The organism is Fictibacillus phosphorivorans (genome assembly GCF_007673525.1).
Classification (GTDB): Bacteria; Bacillota; Bacilli; order Bacillales; family Fictibacillaceae; genus Fictibacillus; species Fictibacillus phosphorivorans_C.
Genome location: NZ_VDZU01000002.1, coordinates 117,166 through 139,345 on the forward strand (window position 1 = coordinate 117,166; position 22,180 = coordinate 139,345).

At 38.6% G+C, this 22,180-nt stretch carries 14 protein-coding genes; 1 reads left to right on the forward strand and 13 read right to left on the reverse strand.

Annotated features, from left to right (window positions below; translation table 11 throughout):
- Positions 1 to 5: 5 nt before the first annotated feature.
- From FS458_RS18200 to FS458_RS18240, 10 genes are all read right to left on the reverse strand, one after another.
- Complete coding sequence (locus FS458_RS18200) at positions 6 to 1,445, reverse strand: phytoene desaturase family protein (protein WP_144704110.1); 1,440 nt, start codon at positions 1,443 to 1,445, stop codon at positions 6 to 8.
- Positions 1,442 to 2,938 (reverse strand): phytoene desaturase family protein, encoded by a 1,497-nt coding sequence (locus FS458_RS18205; RefSeq protein WP_144704113.1) that lies wholly within the window; start codon positions 2,936 to 2,938, stop codon positions 1,442 to 1,444. Before FS458_RS18205 ends, FS458_RS18200 begins: the two co-directional genes overlap by 4 nt.
- Positions 2,939 to 3,217: 279 nt before the next feature.
- Complete coding sequence (locus tag FS458_RS20860) at positions 3,218 to 3,388, reverse strand: hypothetical protein (RefSeq protein WP_186320649.1); 171 nt, start codon at positions 3,386 to 3,388, stop codon at positions 3,218 to 3,220.
- 43 nt (positions 3,389 to 3,431) lie between these two features.
- Entirely contained in the window at positions 3,432 to 4,700 is a 1,269-nt protein-coding gene (locus FS458_RS18210; RefSeq protein ID WP_144704116.1) for an ATP-binding protein, read from the reverse strand.
- Positions 4,701 to 4,819: 119 nt separating this feature from the next.
- Positions 4,820 to 6,619, reverse strand: a complete 1,800-nt coding sequence (locus FS458_RS18215) for an ABC transporter ATP-binding protein (RefSeq protein WP_144704119.1) — start codon at positions 6,617 to 6,619, stop codon at positions 4,820 to 4,822.
- Positions 6,585 to 8,342 carry an ABC transporter ATP-binding protein gene (locus FS458_RS18220; protein WP_144704122.1) on the reverse strand — a complete coding sequence of 586 codons (1,758 nt, stop codon included), beginning with the start codon at positions 8,340 to 8,342 and terminating at the stop codon, positions 6,585 to 6,587. Before FS458_RS18220 ends, FS458_RS18215 begins: the two co-directional genes overlap by 35 nt.
- Positions 8,343 to 8,476: 134 nt before the next feature.
- Positions 8,477 to 9,475, reverse strand: a complete 999-nt coding sequence (locus tag FS458_RS18225; protein WP_144704125.1) for a cation diffusion facilitator family transporter — start codon at positions 9,473 to 9,475, stop codon at positions 8,477 to 8,479.
- A 521-nt stretch (positions 9,476 to 9,996) separates the two neighbouring features.
- Positions 9,997 to 11,418 (reverse strand): alanine/glycine:cation symporter family protein, encoded by a 1,422-nt coding sequence (locus FS458_RS18230; RefSeq protein ID WP_144704500.1) that lies wholly within the window; start codon positions 11,416 to 11,418, stop codon positions 9,997 to 9,999.
- Between the two features lie 359 nt (positions 11,419 to 11,777).
- Positions 11,778 to 12,233: a threonine/serine exporter family protein gene (locus tag FS458_RS18235; RefSeq protein WP_137791495.1), complete on the reverse strand. Its 456-nt coding sequence runs from the start codon at positions 12,231 to 12,233 to the stop codon at positions 11,778 to 11,780.
- A 15-nt stretch (positions 12,234 to 12,248) separates the two neighbouring features.
- Positions 12,249 to 13,010: a threonine/serine exporter family protein gene (locus FS458_RS18240; protein ID WP_144704128.1), complete on the reverse strand. Its 762-nt coding sequence runs from the start codon at positions 13,008 to 13,010 to the stop codon at positions 12,249 to 12,251.
- 393 nt (positions 13,011 to 13,403) lie between these two features.
- Here FS458_RS18240 and FS458_RS18245 point away from each other — a divergent pair, with 393 nt between their 5' ends.
- Entirely contained in the window at positions 13,404 to 14,366 is a 963-nt protein-coding gene (locus FS458_RS18245) for a LacI family DNA-binding transcriptional regulator (RefSeq protein ID WP_144704503.1), read from the forward strand.
- Positions 14,367 to 14,428: 62 nt separating this feature from the next.
- Here the strand turns inward: FS458_RS18245 and essA are convergent, their stop codons facing one another.
- The 3 genes from essA to essC are packed head-to-tail and all read right to left on the reverse strand — an operon-like array spanning position 14,429 to position 22,171.
- Positions 14,429 to 14,929 (reverse strand): type VII secretion protein EssA, encoded by a 501-nt coding sequence (gene essA / locus FS458_RS18250; RefSeq protein ID WP_186320650.1) that lies wholly within the window; start codon positions 14,927 to 14,929, stop codon positions 14,429 to 14,431.
- A complete protein-coding gene (gene esaA / locus FS458_RS18255; RefSeq protein WP_144704133.1) occupies positions 14,916 to 17,690 on the reverse strand; it encodes a type VII secretion protein EsaA in 2,775 nt (924 codons plus the stop codon). Before esaA ends, essA begins: the two co-directional genes overlap by 14 nt.
- A complete protein-coding gene (essC, locus tag FS458_RS18260) occupies positions 17,687 to 22,171 on the reverse strand; it encodes a type VII secretion protein EssC (RefSeq protein WP_144704136.1) in 4,485 nt (1,494 codons plus the stop codon). Before essC ends, esaA begins: the two co-directional genes overlap by 4 nt.
- Positions 22,172 to 22,180: the final 9 nt, after the last annotated feature.

Below are 22,180 nucleotides of genomic sequence, written 5' to 3' on the forward strand. Positions count from 1 at the left end.
CTGTTTCACGCCCTTTCAAGATATTTGGCTAGATGTTTTGCACTCTGCATAACGATGGGAACTCCTCCACCTGGATGGATCGATGCACCTACCGCGTACAGATTTTCATATGGAAGAGGTTTGATCTGTGGCCGAAACACACCAGATTGTTTTAAAGTAGGAGCAATACCAAAACTGCCTCCTTGGTAAAGCCCATCTGTGAGTGCATCGTTTGGTGTGCGAATTTCGCTCCACACGATAGAATCCTTCAGCCCTGGATATCCTCGTTTTTCCAAAGAATTAATAATAAAATCTGCATAACTATGTTTCTCTGACTCCCAATCTACGGTGTCTCCTGAAGGAACCGGAACAAGTACGTATAATACGCTTTTTCCTTCTGGTGCGAGTGTTGGGTCTATTTTTGAAGGATAGAACGTGTAAATGGCCGGATCACGAGGCAACTTCTTTTGTAAAAACACTTCTTGCATATGTTCATCAAAGTGATCAGTCATAAAGAACTGATGAACATCTGCTTCATCAAATATTCTGTCTAGTCCAAGGTACAAAAGAAAGCAACCAGAAGAAGATTCATAGTTTTTCTTGACTGGCTTTGACCCTGGAATAAGATGGTGAATGCCTGGGAAATCACCATTATAAATGACCATGTCATGCAGATGAGTGCCTTCTTTTGTCACAACCCCGTTACACGAGTTGCTTTGCAACGACAGCGCTTCTACAGGGGTGCTCAAACGGATCTCCACACCTTGTTCGACTAGCTTTCTTTGGAGCAAGTCTACAACACTTCCATATCCGCCTTTTACATACCAGATTCCGTGAGCATGTTCACTAAATGGTACGAGCGAATACATGGCTGGTGAGTTTTCAGGCGATCCTCCGATATACAGAGTTTGAAACGAAAAAGCTTCCTGCATTCTCGGATGACTGAAATACGCTTCTGCTAATTTTTTTACAGATTGATAAGCTTTTAGTTTTGTAAGTGTGTGTAGGTTTTTCGGTGTCCAGAAATCCCTTCGGTTTACAAATGAACGATCTAAGAAGGCCGTTTTCCCTTGATGAAAACGCTCGTACATATCCGTTACGTAACGTAAGAACCCTTGCTCTTCTCCTGGAAACATTCTGCTAATTTCATTCAGCTGTCCGGGCAAGTCACTCGTTTTATAAAAATGAGAGCCGTCTGGATAGTTCAACTTATACATCGGACTGCACAAGATAAGCTCTAGCTCATCGCGCTCTATACCAACCTCACTTAAGATCTCATAAATCATTTCAGGAAGAAGAACGATAGTAGGACCGCTATCAATTTTATAACCTTCTTTTTCAAAAAAGTTCAGCCTGCCACCCAGTCTGGAACTTTTCTCATAAATCGTTACCTCTTTACCTTGTTTCCTTAAGTAAAGTGCTGTAATTAAGCCACCAATACCTCCGCCAACAATTCCAGCATTCATACGGATCGAACCCCCATTGCGTCATGTTTCTCTGCCATCATGGTTGTTGTGATACGGGCAGATTCCATGATTGTAGGAAGACCGCTTCCCGGATGAGTACCACCGCCAACTAGCCATAATCCTTCTATTTCTTTTTGTTTATTATGTGGCCTGAAGTACATCATTTGGGTTAATTGATGACCTAGGTTAAACGTTGCTCCTTTATAAACTGAGAGTTTGTTTTCCCAATCTAGCGGCGTAAACATATATTCTGTTTCAATATGCTGTTCCAAATCTTTAAAATCAGTTCGTTCTTGAAGCTGCTCTAGAACTAGCTTTTTAAAATCATGCTTATGATGCTCCCAATCGATCAAGCTAAAATTGTTAGGAACAGGAGCTAAGATGTAAAGCGCTGATTTCCCTTCAGGAGCAAGAGTTGGATCTGTTACAGAAGGATTATGAATATAGATGGAAGGATCTTGAGACAGAATCTTCTTCTTCGTAATCTCTTCAACATTCTTACGATAATCTTCAGAAAAAACGATCGTATGATGTGGAAGGTCGTACTTCTTATCCACACCAACGTAAAGCATAAAAGCAGAACAAGAATAGCTCTTTTTCATTAGTTTGTCGCTCGTATATTTTTTTGTAGATCCTTTAGGCAGCAACTTTTCCATTGCATGAGCAAAATCCGCATTAACTACTACTTCATCCGCAAACACTTTTTCACCTGAATCGAGTTGAAGTCCCTTCACTCTGCCTTTTTCAATAATAAGTTCTTTTACACCTGATGAAGTTACTACTTCACCACCGTACTCTTTAATCACTTTAACCATTGCCTCTGTAATTTTGTTCACACCGCCTACAGGGTGATAAACTCCGTATGCGTGTTCCATATAAGAAAGAATCGTAAACGCACCCGGACATTCCCAAGGAGACATGCCCAAATATTTTGCCTGAAACGTAAATGCGAGTCGGAGTCTTTCATCAGAGAAATACTTTGAAAGTTGATCGTGTAATGAATCTGTCACCGTTAACTTCGGCAAAGCTTTTATAAATTTAAGCTGTAAATAATCCAACAAAGAATCATGCTTATTTTGTAAGATGGGCATGAGTGCTTCGAACTTCTCTTTTTCTTTCTTCATAAAACGTCGATAGCCTTCACCATTGCCAGGAAAGACAGCTTCAATATTTTTATACATGACAGATTGATCAGTTGTAGAATCAATCGTTGCATCTTTAAATTTCAGCTGATACATTGGTTCAAGTCTTTTCAACTCGATATAATCTTCTAAGCGTCGATCGGCAAGCTGAAACATTTCCTCCAAGATGTGAGGCATATTTAAAAAGGTTGGACCCCTATCAAACGTATAACCATCTTGATGAAAAGCAGAAGTACGCCCACCGATGAACGGTTGTTTTTCGTATACTGTCACTTGATATCCCTTACTGGCTAAAAGCATTCCTGCAGTTAAACCACCAGGACCAGCACCAATTACAGCTACTGATTTCATACATGCATACCTTCCTTCTACTTTTACAAACTATATACAAAATATTATACAAAAATTATACGATGCGAGTTCTACAATTGGCAAATTTAAAAGATATTAAAAAGCACACTCAAAAAAAGATTCATTGATGTGTGCTTCTTCACATATGGTGTGTATGTAACTTCGACGAAAAAAATAGAAAACCTTCCCAAACAGTTAAATAAAATAAACTTTAAACATAAAACATAAAATGCGACAAATGACCAAAAAAGCCTGTAGATTCTACAGGCTTTCTGAACATCATTCTTTTGAATGTTTTTCTTTGTGATTAAGATAGTCTTCTTCTTCATTTTTTGGCTTTTTCTTTCTAGCTTGGCGCACAATCAATATAACAATAATGACAACTAATAATAAGCTGACATTCAGGAAGCCTCCAAAAAACTTAAAGAGTTCAGACATAAAGTTATCCATGCTGCTTCACCTCTTCTCAGCATTTTCCCCTTTTTTATGGTTTTTAAACCGTTTCTCTACTAAGAAGATGTGTGAGGGGCAGCGTGACACTAACTTTTGTACCTTTCCCTAACTTGCTCGCATAATCAACTCTTCCTCCCATCGATTCAATGATTCGCGTAGATACCATCGTCCCTAAACCAGTGCCTTGCTCTTTCGTAGAAAAGAAAAGAGAACCCACACGCGCGAGCTGTTCTTTTGTCATTCCTTTACCGGTATCCCTCACGATAATCTTAACAGCGTCATCCTCTTCTATTAGTTTTATTGTCACACGCCCTTCTTTTGGCGTTGCCTCTACTGCATTCTTTAAAATATTTATTAGTGCTTGTTTTAACTGATTTCGGTCCGTTGTTAATACAGCATCTGATTCAATAGTGTGTGTGAGCGAAATTCCTTCCTTTAACGCATAAGGATTTAAAAGGATACTTAATTCCATGACTAATAAAGGAAGTGGAAATGTTTCAATCTTTTTAAATTCAGGTTTGGCAAAGTTTAAATAGTCGCTGATGATATTTTCCGCTCTGCCTAATTCACTTAAGATGAGTGGATAGTAATGCTTATGCCGCTCGTCTTCCCCTTCCATCAACTGAAGAAATCCTTTTACAACGGTTAAGGGATTACGAACTTCATGTGCGATGGATGCCGCGAGTTCACCGAGCGTATGCTGCTTTTCAGAACGCCTGATCTCATCCTTCATCAAGTTTCTTTCAATGACAGATTCATTTAATACAGCTGCGAAGACCACAGCTAAGATTTGAATGGTTCCGAACACACATATGTATAGTACTAATTTTTGATCAAACACTAAAAAGTTTTCATTAAAATATAGATAAATTAACAGGATGATCAATTGTACAAGTGCTGGCCATGACCCTGTGATAATCGAAAGATAAACTCTCTTTTTGGGGTTAGATTTCCAGAAGCAGTTATAGATAAGAAAAGGGACAGCACAAGAAACAACTGCGACAATATACGCTAAAAATAGGGTTTCACCACCCATAGCGGTTCTAGTCAGCATAAGGGCAGCAATCGTTATCATTCCAGATATAGGACCACCATAAAAAATAGAAAGAACGACAGGAACATACCTCAAATCCCAGTACAGCGATGAATCATAATAAGCAAAATACATACAGAGCGATGCAGCTGCTCCATATAACAAGCCTAAGAAATAGGGTGATCTTCCTATCTTTCGATGTTCGAACAAAAAGCTATAGCTTAATACGGGCGCAAGAACAATTAATACATGTAAAAGCAGCTTCTCAACAATCATTCTATACTCCTTAGTCCGAGTGTCTTATGCTCTATCAATACGACAAAAAAAGGGCAATCCCTTCAAGAATCGCCCTTTTTATTATGACTAAAGCCTCATTTCCTAACCTCATCCTCCGATCAAGCATCTTGTTTTAATTGACTATGATATAGAGAATGATAGAATTTCTTGTTTTTGAGTAACTCCTCGTGTGTCCCTTTTTCGAGAATACCACCATCGTGAAGGACTAAAATTTGGTCAGCCTGTTGAATCGTGTTCAATCGATGTGCGATCACAAAGCTCGTTCTACCCTGCATAAGACGCTGCAACGCTTCTTGTATCTTCATCTCAGTTATCGTATCAATAGAGCTAGTCGCTTCATCTAAGATTAGTAGTGACGGATCCGCTAAAATTGCTCTTGCAATAGAAAGAAGCTGCTTTTGTCCCTGACTGATGCCGCTACCTTCTTGGTTCAGTATCGTTTTATATCCTTTAGGCAGCTTCTGAACGAAAGAATGAGCATTCGCTAGCTTTGCAGCATTCACTACTTCTTCATCCGTAGCATTCAACCGTCCGTACCGAATATTCTCAAGGATTGTTCCTTCAAACAAAAAAGAATCTTGAAGAACAAACCCCATATGACTTCGAAGCGAGCTCCTTTTCACTTTTTTAATATCATGTCCATCAATCAAGATCTGACCGCTATCGCTCTCGTAAAACCTGGAAAGCAGATTTACGATAGTTGTCTTGCCTGCACCGGTCGGTCCTACTAACGCTACCGTCTCTCCTTCATTTACGGAAAAACTCAAGTCGCTCACAGTTTTCTCATCCTTTTCATAAGAGAAAGAAACATCTCGAAACTCTACTTTACCTTTTACAGCAGACAGTTCAGTAGCACCTGTTTCATCCATCTCCTCTTGTGATTCATCCAGGATTTCAAAGACTCTCTCCGCACCAGCAACGGCAGACAATAACGTATTAAATTGGTTGGCTAAATCATTGAGCGGTCTTGTAAATTGTCTAGAATACTCAACGAATATAACGATTACACCGATCGATACTTTCCCATTCAACGCAAGTACGCCGCCTATTCCCGCTATTAACGCAAAGCTTCCATTGTTAAGCACGTTCATCAATTTCGGAATAAAGCCTGAGAAAGTCTGCGCCCAATATCCAGACTCTCTCAACCGTTCGTTCTTAGCCATAAATTCTTCCATCACTCTTTTTTCCTGCGAAAATGATTTTACAATGCGCTGGCCAGAAGTGATCTCTTCAATATAACCATTGATCTCACCCAGATTTCTTTGTTGTTCTTTAAACCGAGCGCCTGTTCTTTTCGTAATCCACTTTAACCCAAAGAACATGAGTGGCACGATAGATAAAGAGATCAACGTCAGTATCGGACTTAAATAGATCATGACACCCACTGTTCCAACGAGGGTGAGTATGCTTGAGAACACTTGAATAAACGAACTGTTCAACGTGGAACTGACGTTTTCTATATCATTCGTCACACGGCTCATCAGTTCACCATGTTGACGTTTATCAAAAAAGGAAATCGATAATCGATGAAACTGGTTAAACAGATCATTTCTCATTTTTAACACGGTATCTTGCGCAATTCCAATCATCCAATAGTTTTGCAGCCAAGTAGAAAGAGATTGTCCTACAAAAACAAAGATAAGACCTAATAAAAGTTTGTTTAGTCCTTCTATATTTTCTTTGACAATATACGAGTCTATAGCCATACCGATCAGAAATGGCCCGAGTAAACTTAAAGCCGAGCTTATGATGACCATAAGCAAGACTAGACTAAGCAGAAATTTTTGATCAGAAAAGTAGCTTCCGATTCGTTTAATGGTACTTGCCCAATTTTTCGGTTTTACTTTTTTTCCAAATAAATGATTATGTGGATGAGGTCTGTTTGAATCCTTTGACATGCTGAAAGTCCTCCTCCCCAAACTGTGATTGAACGATTTTTACATATAACGGTGAGGTATTCAACAGTTCTTCGTGAGTACCCCATGCTTCAACAGCTCCATCGTCTAAAAGCAAAATATGATCAGCTTCCATCGCTGTACTAATTTTTTGCGTAATAATAAACGTTGTACAAGAATATGTTCTTAACGCTTTTAACAGCTTTCCTTCTGTTTTTAAATCCAATGCACTCGTACTATCATCAAGCATGAGTATTTTTGGCTTACGAACGAGTGCTCTTGCAATAGACAAGCGCTGCTTCTGTCCACCAGAAAGGTTTACACCACGCTGGCCGACTCGAGTATCATATTGATTCGGTAATTTTTCCACAGTCTCATGAATTTGTGCATCAACGGCTGCAGATATGATCTCATCAGAAGTAGCTTCCTCTTTACCCCAACCTATATTCTCTGAAATTGATCCGGTAAACAGAACAGCTTCTTGAGGAACCACTCCAATACCTTTTCGCAAGGTTTCGATCGGATAGTTCATTACATTTTTTCCATCAACTAGTACTTCACCTTCTGTTACATCATAAAGCCTCGGTACGAGCTGAAAGAGTGAGGTCTTACCTGAACCAGTTGAACCAAGAATCGCTAGCGTCTCTCCTGGTTTTACTGAAAAAGAAAGATTTCTTAGAACCGGAACATCACTTCCTGGATAGTGAAAAGAAACTTTTTTAAATTCGACTGCTCCGTTACCTATCTTCAGAGAGTGGTCTGTATCTTGAGATTCAACGAGGTCTATCTCTGTATCTAGCACTTCTCCGATTCGCTGTGCAGATGCTTTTGCACGTGAGAAAGCCATAATAATAAACGATATTATTGTTAGTACAGAGGAAATACGGAATGAGTAGTTTACGATCGCTACCACCTCTCCTACTTCAATTGACCCCATACTCACCTGTCTGCTGCCGAACCAAAGAATAAACAGAATTCCAATATTCATGACAAACAATAAGACAGGAATCGATACTTCGATCAAACGAAGAGAGAAGACTGTTTTTTCCTTCAACTCTCCACTCGCTTGTTCAAAGCGATTCTTCTCGAAATCTCTCCGTAAGAACGCTTTAATCAGTCGCATTCCCATTAGATTTTCACGCATGACACGATTCACACCATCGAGCTTATCTTGCACATCTCTAAACATACTGCCAGCCGTTTGGAGAACCCATTTTAAGAAAAATAACAAGAACGGTAATATAACCACTAGCACTAAAGCCAGTTTCCAGTTCACGATTAAAGACATGATCACACCACCGGCTAGTAATAGTGGTGCTCGAAGCATGATCCTCAAACTCATAAATACTGTATTCTGAAGTTGCGTCACATCATTTGTCATTCGTGTTATTAACGACGAGGCAGGGAACTTATTGAAATTCACAAAAGAAAAAGACTGCACCTTCTCAAATACACGCCGTCTAATATCAAAACCATAGTTCTGACTAACATGTGCTGAGAAGAACGAATTCGCAATTCCTGCTGCAAATGCGACTAGAGCCAGCCCAAACATGACAGCTCCCCAGTACTTTATTACACTCAAGTCGCTCTTCAAGATGCCATCATCAATAATCTTAGCCATGATCAATGGCTGCAGAAGTTCAACCCCAAGTTCAGTTAACGTTAAAAATAAAGCAACTCCGATTGCGACACGGTATGCTTTTAAATACGAAAATACTTTCCACATAATTTATCCCCCGAACGTCACCGATGTTTAACAAACTTAACCATCTATTAGTATTTTATCCTTTTTCTTAAAAATATTTAACTATTTCGACTTCTTATCCTATTTTTTAGTAAAAAGAAAACCCGCCTATTTGTTCAGCGGGTCTTTTCTGTATTATCTTCTTTTCCGTTCACTTCAATTTCTGCCTTCTTTGGCCACGTTTTCACATGGTCAGTTTCTAATATTCCCATCGTAACATCACCAATGTCTGTATCTTCTAAAAGCTTATCTCTCACCCGATACTTTATATCATCTGCGTCTGCCAGAGTAAATCCTTCTTTAAGTTCAATATAGCTTTCTACATGGTATCTTCGGCCTTCTTGCAAAATTCGTAGTTCTTTAATATCCACGACATCCTGGTCTGAAAGAATCATATTCGCAATACGGTCTTCAACTACTTTTGGGGCTGCAACTCCAATCAGTCCTCGCGTGTTTTCGATTCCTAACTTAAATGCTACAACAACGAGAAGGATTCCTATCAATAATGTTCCGATACCATCTAATATATATGCTCCGGTTAAGTCTGCTAATACGATAGATATAAGTGCTAACAAAGCCCCAGAAGTCGCGATTAAGTCTTCATAAAAAACTAAGCGGGTTGGGGGTGCAGCTAAAGCAACATTCTTAAAAGATTCCTTTACGATCCCGAATCCTTTTGCATCACTTCTCGTCTCGTGAACAATCTCCTTCATCGCCTTTATGAGGATAAAGCCATCAACCAAGATCGCTAGTATCATAATTGATATATTTAATAATAGATTCGTTGAAGATTGTGGATCTTGTATAAGCTTCCACCCTTTTAAAATCGTTTCGTAAGCCATGATAGAAACCACGATTACAGCTACTAAAACGAACAGATTCACCACGCGACCAAAACCTGCAGGAAATCGCTTAGTAGGTTCCTTTTCAGAAAGAGCACTTCCGAAAAATACAAACGCCTGATTTAGTGCATCTGCAGCTGAATGCAGAGTTGTCGCAAACATGGCACCACTTCCGCTGACTGCAGCAGCAATTCCTTTAGCAATAGCAAGTACTGTGTTTCCTAATGCGGCAATGCCGGACGATTTATTTCCTTTTTTAAGTAGTTCAATCAAAGGTCTGCCTCCACTCTTGTTTTGTATTTTTTTACATTCATAATAACTGGTTAATCTTATTCTTTGTGACTACGTTATCGAAGCTTAGATTGCGTACCCCATACAACAGCTAATTGCGGTAGGTAGCTTGAATGACTCTCCTTGGAAAGAAAGTGTAACTGAACACGGAAATCAATTACTTTTAAATGCACCAAAGTATACGAAAACACATTTTAATAAGCTCTTTCCTAAAAAATTGTTGCTTTAGGATATTCTCTTGTTCTCTTCCTTGCAAGTTGATTGAAGCGCAAGGTGGCGAGACTCCTGCGGGACGAGCGGTCAGGTGAGACACTTAGAGGCGCAAAGCGGCAAGTGGCTCACCGGTCGCCCCGCGGAAAGCGAGCAACCTGGAGCGGAAATCAACTACTTCCAAAACCAACAAAGTACACCAAAACATCTTTTTAATAAGAATTCCTGTAAAGCTCCCTATTTAAACCACATAAAAAACAGGCTGCTACAAACAGCCTGTTCAAAATCAATTATTATGATACTTTCTCTTCATTATTACCTTGTGCTTCCTTATATCCGCCTTCCCAATACTCTGCATTCTTAATGCCTAGTTTGGTTGAATCGAAAACAGGATCAAGCCCCGCTTTCTTCTGTTCCTCGTAATCTTTTAAAACACGAAGTGCAGGCTTTGCTAGTATGAGTATGGCAATTAAGTTCAGCCAAACCATGATTCCTAGACCAAGATCTCCTAGCGCCCAAGCTAAGTCTGCAGTTTTCACAGCCCCGTAATACGTTGTTCCTAACAAAACAATCTTAAGCAAGAACATTGGGATTTTGTTATTACGGCCTCTCATGAGGTAGGCGATATTCGTTTCCGCAATATAGTAATACGCCATAATCGTTGTAAAAGCAAAGAAAAATAGGGAAACTGCTACAAAACCTGAACCGAATCCAGGAAGCACTGATTCAATCGCCTCTTGTGTAAAAGCTGTACCCGCTTCTACGTTAGGAATGTTCTCGACAATAAACGACTTGTCCGCTTCATTTTGAACGTTGTACATGCCTGTAAAGAGAATCATGAATGCTGTTGCAGTACATACCAGCCAAGTGTCAATGTATACAGAGAATGCTTGTACCAGTCCTTGTTTGGCAGGATGCGATACTTCTGCAGCTGCAGCTGGGTGAGCCCCAGTACCTTGACCCGCTTCGTTTGAATAGATTCCACGCTTAACGCCCCACATGATCGCTGAACCTACAATCCCTCCAAATGCTGAATCAAAAGAGAACGCGCTTCTGAAAATTAAAGAAAGGACTTCAGGAATCTGAGGGATATGAAAAGCAACGATGATTAGTGAAACAAGCACATAACCAATTGCCATAAATGGAACAACATACTGTGCTACATTGGCAATCCTTTTAACACCACCAAAAATAATAGCGGCTAATATCACAACTAAGAAAATACCCGTTATGGATGGATTGATGTTAAAAGCATTATCAAGTCCTGCAGCAATTGAGTTAGATTGGATACCTGGCATAAGCAGCGCCATAGCAGCTAGAGCGGATACCGCAAAAATGATTCCGTACCATTTCCACCCGATGCCTTTTTCAATATAATAAGCAGGACCACCTCGGTACTCCCCGTCCTGTTTTACTTTATAAACTTGCGCAAGTGCTGATTCAACAAAAGCACTTGATGCACCGATAAACGCGATCATCCACATCCAGAAAACCGCACCAGGGCCACCAAAGCCGATCGCTGTAGCTGTTCCTGCAATGTTACCTGTTCCTACTCGGCCAGATAACGCAATCGCCAAAGCTTGGAATGAAGAAACCCCCGCTTTAGAACTTTTTCCTTCCATCATAAGTTTGATCATTTCTTTAAAGTGACGAACTTGCAAAAATCTCGTTAAAATTGAAAATAATAGCCCTACGCCTAAACAAAAATAAATCATCGGCTGACTCCATAGAATCGCCACTGCATCTCCTACAAACGTTTCAAAGCTGTTCAAAACTTTACCCCCTTGTATTTGACTGAAAATTTTCTCTATTTGTAATTATAAGATAAATCATATATGATTACAAATTGTGACTAGAAACGCCAAAATCATTTACGGTTTTTTCTTATTATGAAGTTAGTCATGGTAAGAAAACAAGATAAAATTCTTTCCAGTATGGACATTTGTATCTTTTGTCGTGTACAGTTCCTAGTTGAATCTCAAAAATCCAGAAAAAAATAGTAGAATATAAGTATGAAAAATTGTGCAACAAAAAAACCATCTGATGACCAGATGGTTTAAAAACTGTCTATTATTTAGTGCGTTTTGTTTACAATCGTCTTAAGCTTTGATTTCCGGATAATCTGGTTGATGACTTCAGAGAAAACAAGACCAATAGCTATACTCCCTGAGATCATAAAGGCTTTTGCAGCTAGATTAATGGCGAGATTATAATCATTCTCGACGAAGCTTCTCATCGCATTGTATGCAATACCCCCGGGTACTAAAGGAATGATGCCAGCTACACTATATATAATAACGGGTGTCTTATACTTTTTGGCAAAGTATTGTGAGGCGATAGCGATCGTAAACGATGCGATAACTGTTGCTAACACCATGTCTACCCCATTTGTTTCTAATAAGAAGTAGAAGATCCACCCGATCATTCCTACTAGACCACAGTGAAAAAGGGAGCGTTTTGGACCATTAAAAATGATAACAAACGCTGCTGACGCAATAAAACTCGTAATAATCTGTTCAACAATTGTCATCGTGAACGCTCCTTCTTAAAAAAATGAAAAGATAACAGCAATTCCTGCACCTATCGCAAATGCTGTTAAAAAAGCATCTGCGCCTTTAGCCAGTCCAGAAATAAGGTGCCCTGCCATTAAATCACGAACAGCATTCGTAATCAGCAACCCCGGTACCAAAGGCATAACGGACCCAATAATTATCTTGTCCAACTCACCGCCTATCCCTGTCGAAACAAAGAAGAGAGCTTGTAATCCAATTAAAAGGGAGGCAGAAAACTCTGAGAAAAATTTTATCGGGACAAGCTGGTGAAAATACAGCAAGGACAAGAACCCAAGTCCACCTGTTATAAAAGCCGGGAAAAAGTCTCTCCATTCTCCTTGAAACATGATTAAGAAACAGCCTGAAGAGACAGCTGCTGCTAAAACATGGATCCATAGAGAATAAGGAGAACCTGATTCACCGATCTTTTTTAACTCTTTATATGCTTGTTCAATCGTAAATTCACCAGCACTGATCCTACGTGATATACCATTCACTTGAGCTACCTTTTCTAGATCTGTTGTCCGTTCAACGATCCGAATCAACTTTGTCTTCGTTGGCTCGTTACCCTCTACAGAAAAAAGAATGCCCGTTGGTGTTACATAGGGATGTGATTGATAAGCACCAAAAGAAGAAGCGATACGCATCATCGTATCCTCTACCCGGTACGTTTCTGCTCCGCTTTGCAGCATAATTTTGCCTGCTAATAAACAGACTGCCATGATATCGTAGGTTTCTTGTTTCTCCATTTCCATTAAGCATACTCTCCAATATATTACTTACCATCATTCTACCCAAAAGTAGAGCGTTAATATTTTTACAGTTTAACTGATTGTGACTGAATTCGGCAATGGAGTTGAACAAGTTTACAGATGTTACTACAATAAATTCATAAGTTAGTCACCATACACATCAAATAAATAGCGAAAATAATCCTGCTTGTCCTGTTTCTTTTTGGGGAGCACACTTTTTTCGTGAAGTGAAATAGTAAACCATGAAAGGTATAGAATAGAGACACACATGAAAATAAGACTGACGATGCCGGTTAATATCACCACAAGGCATACCTCCTTTTGTATATATGCAAAGGGTATGGTATGAAACGCGTTTCAGAGCAAGAAAAACTTTTGAAGAGAAAAGGTGAAGGCATGACCAATATTAGAGATATAGCGAAGTTGGCTGGTGTTTCTGTTACGACAGTCTCTCGTGTAATCAATAATCATCCATATGTTAGCGAGGAAAAAGCATCTGCTGTAAAAGCTGCTATGAAAAAATTTAACTATCACCGTAACATTAACGCCGTTCATTTGAGCAAAGGAAAAACTCATCTAATCGGTGTAGTTGTTCCGTTCTCTTACCATCCTTACTTTGGTCTTTTGATTGAAGGAATCGCGAATGCCGCATTAGATCATAATTATAAGCTTGTTCTTATTCAAACGAACTATGAAGAAACAAAAGAAATGGAAGCTTTGAGGATGCTTGAAGACAAGCAGATCGATGCACTGATTATCTGTTCGAGGATCTGTGCATGGCACGTCATTGAAAGTTATAGCGTGTATGGCCCTATCGTCCTTTGTGAAGATTCAAGAAACAATAAGATTTCCTCTACATTTATTGATCATTATAAAACATTTACCATGGCTCTCCATTATTTATACAAAAAAGGGCATCAACAGATCGGCTATACGATCGGGAGGCAGACAGGTACTAACAGCAGCCAGAGAGATGCTGCTTATAAAGATTTCTTAACAAGCAAGGCTCTAAGTTATGAACCAAGTTACATCTTCACAAATCGTTTTGATGTTGAAGATGGTGTTAACGTAGCAGAGCATCTATTGGACATGAAAAATCGTCCGACCGCTCTACTTGTCACAAGCGATCAAGTAGCCGCTGGAATCCTGACAGGTTGCAGAGAAAACGGCCTAGCCGTTCCAGACGACCTCGCAATCATGAGCTTTGATAATCAACCCATCTCAAGGGTTATGCATATTACAACACTTGAGATCCCTTTTGTTGAAGTAGGAGAAAAACTTTTTCAGCAAGCAATGAATGGTCAGGAAGCAGCACATGAAGAGGTTCAGGTACGATTGATCGAGCGAAAGACGGTTTAACATAAAAAGAAAGCTAGCACTTTGAAGGGGTTAGATTCACCTCGAAAGAGCTAGCTTTTTTATTAAGGATGACTGTTTATTGTTGTTATGTTTTTTCTCATACCAGGTATGAGTAGCGCTAATAATAACGCAACGCCTAGAATGATTAAGGCAGAATAGATCACCGATATTGAAAATCCTGTTGTATCCTTATTCTGCTCTTCCCCATCATCGACAGCTGATAGATTATCTTCTCTTCCAGCAGCGAATAGTCCCATCGTTTTAGCTTTAGATGCCGTACTATTATCCACCTTAACAGATTGATCAAACAATCCTTCTTGCAAATCTTCCAATTGGTTATCTGCCGTCTTCGTAAACGTTAAATCCTTCTGCTCTTCCGGAAGACGCTTTTTCTTTCCAGACAGTGATTCCTCTTGGAGATATTCTGTGCTCTCTTTAATCTGATTTTCTTCATATAGATTTGGTGCTAATTCTTTAATGCTTGCACCTGCAAACACTGTTTCTGGTCCAAGACATACAAGAAATAGAATGATGATCAATAAAGTTTTTTTAATAAGCTTCATGCGCCTGATCCGTATTTGTTTTCTTAGATGGTTTCTTCCATAATTGAACGGCATATGGAATTAACGACAATACGACAATTAATCCAACTAAGAAGAAACAGCCTATCAAATAATCATTATCCGCACCATATTGTATGGACAGATATACAGCAGACATTGGATCTTCATATTGGAAGTTAGGTGCTGCTAGAGCAAGTAATGGGCTAACAAAGAATAAGATTAGACCTACACTAGCAATCCATCCAATAAATTGACCAACATTAAACGCTGAGCGTACTAAGGTTGATGCAGCTGTAAGTAATAGTATTGTGAAAACAGAAAACTGAATCGAATTTGTATTTGATAATGAGTAGATCTCTAACCCAAACAAACTAATAACAAGACCTACGATCAAGTTCAACAACCCGAAAACTGAATTTTTCACTAAAAATGGAAGCGGGCTAAAATAGTAACTGAAATAGCCTATTAGTAAACTACTGATTAAAATGACGATAAGAATTGCCACTGGCGGTACAGCTTTAACTGCTTGTGAATCTACCTGTGGATTATCACCCGAAACTTTTAATGGATTAGCTAAGTAATCATATACATACCCATTACTTTGCCCATCTAAGTAAGTATTACCGAGTACATCAAATACATCATCTCTTACTAACTTGGTAGATTCTACATTTGTTGTCCATTTCTCATTTAAGACACTTGCATCGTTCTGTACACTGCTTACTTTTGTTTGTAGATCACCTGTATAATTTACGACTGATGTTTGTCTTTCACTCAAAGAGTCCATTAAAGTATCAATCATACTAATCTCTTGACTGATGCTTTGCTGATTTGTTACTAACAAAGAACCTTCCCCAGCTTGTTCAGGTTCACTCATTTGCATCTCTTGTAACTTTACTAATACAGTATTTGCACTTTCTTCAATTGAACCGATGTCACTCATTAATGCTTGCTGTTGGTCTTCTAATGTAAGTTGATAATTCTCTTTAAACTGAGAAAACGAATTCCCTAATCCTTCCATCTCCTCTTGTGTAGTTGGGAATGAACCATTTACAGCATCCCACTTCTCTTGTTCTTCACCATTCACACCCAAAGTCTGTTCTACTCTCTTATTAAAATCTTCATTAGCTAGTACAGTTTCCTTATTATCATTCTCAGCCCCCACTAAGGTCGCGTGATAGTCAGAAAGTAAAGCATAGTAGGCAAGGGTACCATCAAAAGAGTTAATTGTAAGAGGTGTACTAAACAGACCTGCAAGACTATTGTTTAAACCTAAAATTTCTTGTTCTTTTTTATTGATTTGTTTATATAGATTGAAAAACTCATCATTCAACGAACTTGTGTTAATCACATTCTGATAGTTAGAAAGAAGTTGATCGTAAGCAATTTTTAACTTATCGTACTCCTGCTTCCAACCAGACTGATTGGATTTTGACTCAATCTTTCCTTTGACTGCAATTACTCGGTTATTTAAGTTCGTTAATTCATTTATTGCTTTATTAACATTTTCGGGTTTAGGATCCGGAACAAGCTTTAACATCTCAATGATCTCTGAAGTTTTTTGGCTAATTAATTGTAATTCGCCTAATTCTTCAGTAAGATCTGCTGGATTCGGCTGACCAGGAGTGCCTGGTGTTCCAGGTTGTCCACCACCACCTGGATTACCTCCACCTACTTGACCACGAGTTGCTTTTATCTTCTCTTCTAACTTAGCTAGTGTTGATTGTTTCTGCTGAAGGATAAAGGCATCTAGTAAATCGTTGTGGATAACCTTCATATCAGTTATTTGACGTTCAACTTGTTTCATTCTCTCGTCGTTTAGATTAGCAATAGACTGATTATTTCCTTCCAGTAAGTCGTTCATAGAATTCATACTCGTTACAAAATAATCACCTTGTTCACGGAAGTACTGGTTGGTTTCAGCTTGTTTATTAACTAAGCTTTCCTTACCTGCCTGAATGGATTGTAGATTTGTTTGCTGAGCTTCTCCTAATAGAAGCTGTTGCTCAGATTGATAGTTTTTATACTGTTCAACATAGGTAACAAAAGACGTTAAATTTTGCTCAAATTGCTTTAGATTATTACTTCCTTGTGCAGACGAATCGTCCGCTTGCTTCATACTTGATTGAAGCTGAACGAGCATATCTTTTTGTCTTTCTAGCTCTCCAGCAAGTTCACCAGAACTAGGCTTATAAAAACTAATCATGGTTGTTTGGAATTCAATCTCTTTCTCCAATATACGGTCAAACTCTGTTCTAACCTTTTTCATATCTTGAGAGACATAGTTCCAATAAAGCGATGTCATTTGTTTATTTAATCGATTACCTGCATAATCCAGTTCACGTAATATTTTTTCTTTATTTACAGCAGTTAACTGCGATTGAACTGTATATTGAAAATCAGCTTTAGTAGGCTGCTTTTCATCATATGTCATAACATTAGAAGTAAAGTTTGAAGGAATATAAACAACAGCATCATATTTCTTGTTTTTAAGACCGCTATCTGCTGCACTTCTGCTGATAACTGTGTACTTATAGTCGGATCCGTCTTTTAGAATAGCTGGAACTTCCCTGCCTAACTGTAATTGATTCTCCTCTTCTTCTGAACCGAGATCTTCATTTACAATTGCTATAGAACGGGTCCCGTTAGCTTTTACTTCCATAGGATTCTCTCCCAAAAAGTTCATAAACAGTTGGGGGAATACTAGAATAATAGCCACAGCCAGAAGCATCTTTATCCTATATTTCCATGAGTTCATCATGTGTATATCTTCCTTTCGATGACACTTAGAGGAATTTGAATTTTTGTTTCTTTTCCATTTTCTACGTAATAACCGAACCCTGCATGAACATCTTCTTCTTTCCTGTTATAAGGTAAGGTAAACAGGCTTTGTTCCGATTTTTTCATTAATACGAGCGCTTGGCGTATTTGCTTGATCTCATTCGTGAACAAGTCAAAACCTTTTGTGATTTCGTTGTTGTTTCCTGAGACAATAACATTAAATCCGAGATGACTGTAATTTTTCATGTACTTAGATAATCGATCTTGAAGGAGACTATCTGTTGATTGAAGGAACCTAGAGTACCCATCAACTACAAAGTATAAAGGGGTAAAAGTTTGATTCAATGTTGTGCCTTTTGATAAAGCTTCTACATATTCCCTCTCTCTGAGCTTGAGTACTTCTTCTGTTTGATCTAGCCACGCAGAAATTTGTTCTTTCGTTTCGAGATACACGACTTTTTCTTCTCCAACATAATTGGAAAGTCCACGATCCACTGAATCAAACAAACCTATCGTTTCTGTATCTTGAAGCAAAATGGTATTTAGCATAACTCTTAATGCATTTGTTTTTCCTTTTTGCGTTTGTCCCACAATTAAACAATGCTTATTCTTAAGGAAATTCATATAGACCGGCTGCACAAATTCTTCGTCAAGCCCAATTGGTAATATACCTGGCCTTTGATTTCCTTTTGTATATTGGGTGAAATTCACCATCGTTAGTTCAGAAGGCAGCATTGGTATTGCTTCAGGACTCGTACTATCTTGGTACTTTTCAACAATCCCCATAATATCTTGTTTCATATTTTCTAATAGTTCATAATCGTCATCGCCCCGAGTTGGCAGATAAACTTGAGAGAAATATGCTTCTTCTCGCTTGATAATCGCTCTTCCAGGGATAGGCTCTAACGAAAATGGCACCTTACCAAGAACAGTATACGATTCTGAATGATCCATTAAATAATGCACGATCTTAGTTTTTAAGTTGTTCATGAGAGACTGTCTAACCGAATTGATTCTTGTAGCTGTAAAAATCATATAAATCCCTAACGTTTGTCCATCCCGTGCAAACTGAGTCATCTGCATTTCTAAGTCAGGCATCTCTTCTTTTACTAAATCAAAGTTATCAATCGTTAAAAATATGATTGGTAACTTTTGCTCGTGAAGTTTGTTGTACATTTTAATGCTGCTTACTTCACTTTTTTGAAATTGCTGTTTACGTTCTGCTATTTCATCTTTTAAAAATCTCATGAACTTTTCTATCTTTCTTTCTTCGTCCATCAAGAAGTAATCTGCCGTATGAGGAAGTTGTTTTAAAGGTAAAAGGGCCCCATTTCCAAAATCAAACAGATAATAGTGTAACTCCTCAGGACTTAACTTTGTTGCCATGGATAACAAAATTGTCATAACAGAATGTGACTTTCCATAACCCGAAGAACCGAAGATCCCAATGTTTCCATCATCCATTAATTTGTATACATAAGGAGTTTGTGACTGTTTCTCAGGCTCGTCTACTAAACCTAAATAAATATCAGAGTCTTTTTCCTCAAACTCTATTTTATGAATTAAACGATTGTTTAATGGAGGCAGCCAAGGACTATTCAGCTTTTTAATTCCCATTTCCTTCTGCAGCTCTTCAATTCGATCAACAATAACATCTATTTCTGCTTCTGCATCCTTTTTCTTTTTAGAATCGGTTGATAGTCCGGATAAAGGTACCAGACCTAAATCTGTTACAAGTGCGACTTCATCTTCACTAACAACGTTTTCCTCCAAGTATGGCGCACCACTCCAAGCCGATTGGAATAATTCGTAAACTTCATTATTACCGACCTGAAGGTACCCTCTACCCGTCACTGTTATGGAAGAAGCATCAGCGTTTTTTAAAATTTCTCTACTATCTGCTGCATCCTGAACTTTTAAAGCTATTTTAAATCGAGCATTACTCCAAATCTGATCGTCGATTACCCCGCCTGGTTTTTGTGTGGCGAGTATAAGATGCACACCTAAACTTCTTCCGATCCTCGCAGCACTGACTAATTCTTTAATGAATTCAGGTTCTTCACTTTTCAATTCAGCAAATTCATCAGAAATTAAAAACAGATGCGGCATCGGTTCTTTGGTTTCACCACGTTTATACAGATTTGTATATTCATTGATGTGGTTAACTTCATATTTATCAAATAGTCTTTGCCGTCTTTTCAACTCACTTTTGATGGAAGCAAGTGCCCTTGCAGTAAAGTTTCGGCTTCCTTCTATATTAGTGATTGTACCTAACAGATGTGGCATATTCTTAAACGGTTGGGCCATTCCGCCACCTTTATAATCAATTAACAAAAAGGCAACTTCATGAGGATGAAAATTAACAGCTAGAGATAAGATATAAGTTTGTAAGAATTCACTCTTACCAGACCCTGTCGTCCCTGCTAAAAGACCATGTGGACCATGAGCTTTTTCGTGCAAATTGAGTTCAACTAGATCTTCTTTACCCTTTAACCCTATTGGTACTGCAAGTGACTTAGAAGATTCTCTCGTTGTCCAATTGTGCTGAATCGGCAGATCCACAACTTCTTTTGCTCCAAATAGCTCAAGAAACGAAACACTGTTTGGAATTGAATTCGTCATTCCAACAAGGTGATTCAATGTCTTCAGGGTTCTTGCATATCTTTCATTTCCGTCTTGTTTATGTGCATCAAGTTTGAAAGGAATTTGTACAGCTTTTTTATCTTCGATTAATATGTCGCCCTCTGCCTCGTTGATGTAACGAACAAGAGTATGAATATTGTCAGTTAAACTTTCTTTTGTTTCTGCTGCAAACACTACCGAAATTCCTAAGTGAGAGTATTCTCCCTCTAAATATTCAAGCAATACATGTTCTGAAAGCAACTGTTGATCGAGTACTATAAAGACTAGATGAGGAGAAAACCTGATTTTATCTTTTTGGCTGTGCGTATCTAAATCTCGCTCCCGAATCAATTCATAAACTGAGGATAATAGTTGATCCCTCGTCTGTTCGTTATAGATCAGACCTTTAGCATGAGAGTTGGGCAGCTGAAAATGCGGCAGCCATTTAACCCATTCCCACTGGCTGTAGTCTTTTTCATTAAAAATAAAAATTAACCTTACGTCATGATAGCTATGGAAAAATGCCAATTGGCCAATGAGCTGATGAAGTTCATTCTTCATGACTGATTCTTTCCCAATAAGACCCATTGCTCCATTTGATAAGTTAACGGTGATTGGAACGTTTTTAACTTCTTGGTATATCTTTTCCATCTTTTGCGATTGCTCTAGCAGGTCATCAATTTCCCTATTTGCCATATCTCCACTGTTTAAAGAAAGCGTATAGCTAGAAGGAACGTTTCCTAGTCCTATTCTTATTTGAAGAAGATCATGGCTTTCAAGTGTTCTTTCCCAGATCCGATCTGATATTTCTTCTGTGTAATATTTCATCTGCTCAAACGACGGATAATGGTACTGAAGCACATTCCTCTGCTTTTCCGCTAACTCTTCGAGTTCTTTTCTCTTGTTATCGAGATACAAGTTGTAAACCTTCTGGCGTTTAATCTTTCTTTTCTTGAAGTTCCCGCGTTCTTTAAAATACTGAACGGAGGATGTTACAAGTGTAGTAGCAAACATCACCATTGAAACGATTATAAAAATCCCTCTAGGTTGAATGATTGCAACAATGCCCATGACAATCATCATTAATAGCGGAGGCATGATGATTAACCACAGACCTCTATTTGGATTTTCGCCCTCTTGTGATGGAAATGACATTGTCACTTTATCTTCTGGGAGATCAAAAACCATTCGTGGTGTTCTTCGATAATTAGGATATTTCTTACTCATTTCTGAAACGGGCTTTTTGGCTAAAGGTAGTTTTGTTGTAAATTCTCTCCTACTCATCACTTGAATTAAGTCTGTATCCATTAACTTAACCGACATGAACGGCCAAAATAGAAGGTCACCTACCTCAAACTTTGTAGGACCACTAATCTTATGACCGTTTAAATAAAGCTCACCTTTTTCCGGTGAAATCATCCATCTCTCTTTAGTTTTAATAAGAACGAATGACACCTCTTCAAGGTCAAAGCTTTCTATGGATTGATAAGTGAGATCTGCCTCCGAGCCTGTTGCAGAAAACATGTACTCTTTTTCATAGCCAATATAATAAGACTGTTGAATCTCGATCTCATTTGTAAGGTAGATTCGTAATGTTTGATTTCCATCCAAGACCTGAAATAAATTCTCTTCCATCACAGGACCAATGACTTTACCATCTTGGTAAACCTCTATGTCTTCCTTATCTCGACTGATTGTTAAAGGACCCTTAGTAAATGGAAAGTTTCTAACCGTAACAGTATCTGAAATGTTCGGACCGATCGTTAACGATTTTAGAGACTCGTTATCCAAGTTGATCTGCTGATAGTTCTTATTAAAAAACACCCATAGTGTGCTCATACTTCACCC

Excerpts from the sequence above, each read along its gene's own strand:
- FS458_RS18210 (WP_144704116.1), bottom strand. The coding sequence starts at position 4,700 with ATGATTGTTGAGAAGCTGCTTTTACATGTATTAATTGTTCTTGCGCCC.
- FS458_RS18200 (WP_144704110.1), bottom strand. The coding sequence starts at position 1,445 with ATGAATGCTGGAATTGTTGGCGGAGGTATTGGTGGCTTAATTACAGCA.
- FS458_RS18240 (WP_144704128.1), bottom strand. The coding sequence starts at position 13,010 with ATGGAAATGGAGAAACAAGAAACCTACGATATCATGGCAGTCTGTTTA.
- FS458_RS18215 (WP_144704119.1), bottom strand. The coding sequence starts at position 6,619 with ATGTCAAAGGATTCAAACAGACCTCATCCACATAATCATTTATTTGGA.
- essA (WP_186320650.1), bottom strand. The coding sequence starts at position 14,929 with ATGAAGCTTATTAAAAAAACTTTATTGATCATCATTCTATTTCTTGTA.
- FS458_RS18245 (WP_144704503.1), top strand. The coding sequence starts at position 13,404 with ATGACCAATATTAGAGATATAGCGAAGTTGGCTGGTGTTTCTGTTACG.
- essC (WP_144704136.1), bottom strand. The coding sequence starts at position 22,171 with ATGAGCACACTATGGGTGTTTTTTAATAAGAACTATCAGCAGATCAAC.
- FS458_RS18230 (WP_144704500.1), bottom strand. The coding sequence starts at position 11,418 with ATGATTTATTTTTGTTTAGGCGTAGGGCTATTATTTTCAATTTTAACG.
- FS458_RS18220 (WP_144704122.1), bottom strand. The coding sequence starts at position 8,342 with ATGTGGAAAGTATTTTCGTATTTAAAAGCATACCGTGTCGCAATCGGA.
- FS458_RS20860 (WP_186320649.1), bottom strand. The coding sequence starts at position 3,388 with ATGGATAACTTTATGTCTGAACTCTTTAAGTTTTTTGGAGGCTTCCTG.
- FS458_RS18205 (WP_144704113.1), bottom strand. The coding sequence starts at position 2,938 with ATGAAATCAGTAGCTGTAATTGGTGCTGGTCCTGGTGGTTTAACTGCA.
- esaA (WP_144704133.1), bottom strand. The coding sequence starts at position 17,690 with ATGATGAACTCATGGAAATATAGGATAAAGATGCTTCTGGCTGTGGCT.
- FS458_RS18235 (WP_137791495.1), bottom strand. The coding sequence starts at position 12,233 with ATGACAATTGTTGAACAGATTATTACGAGTTTTATTGCGTCAGCAGCG.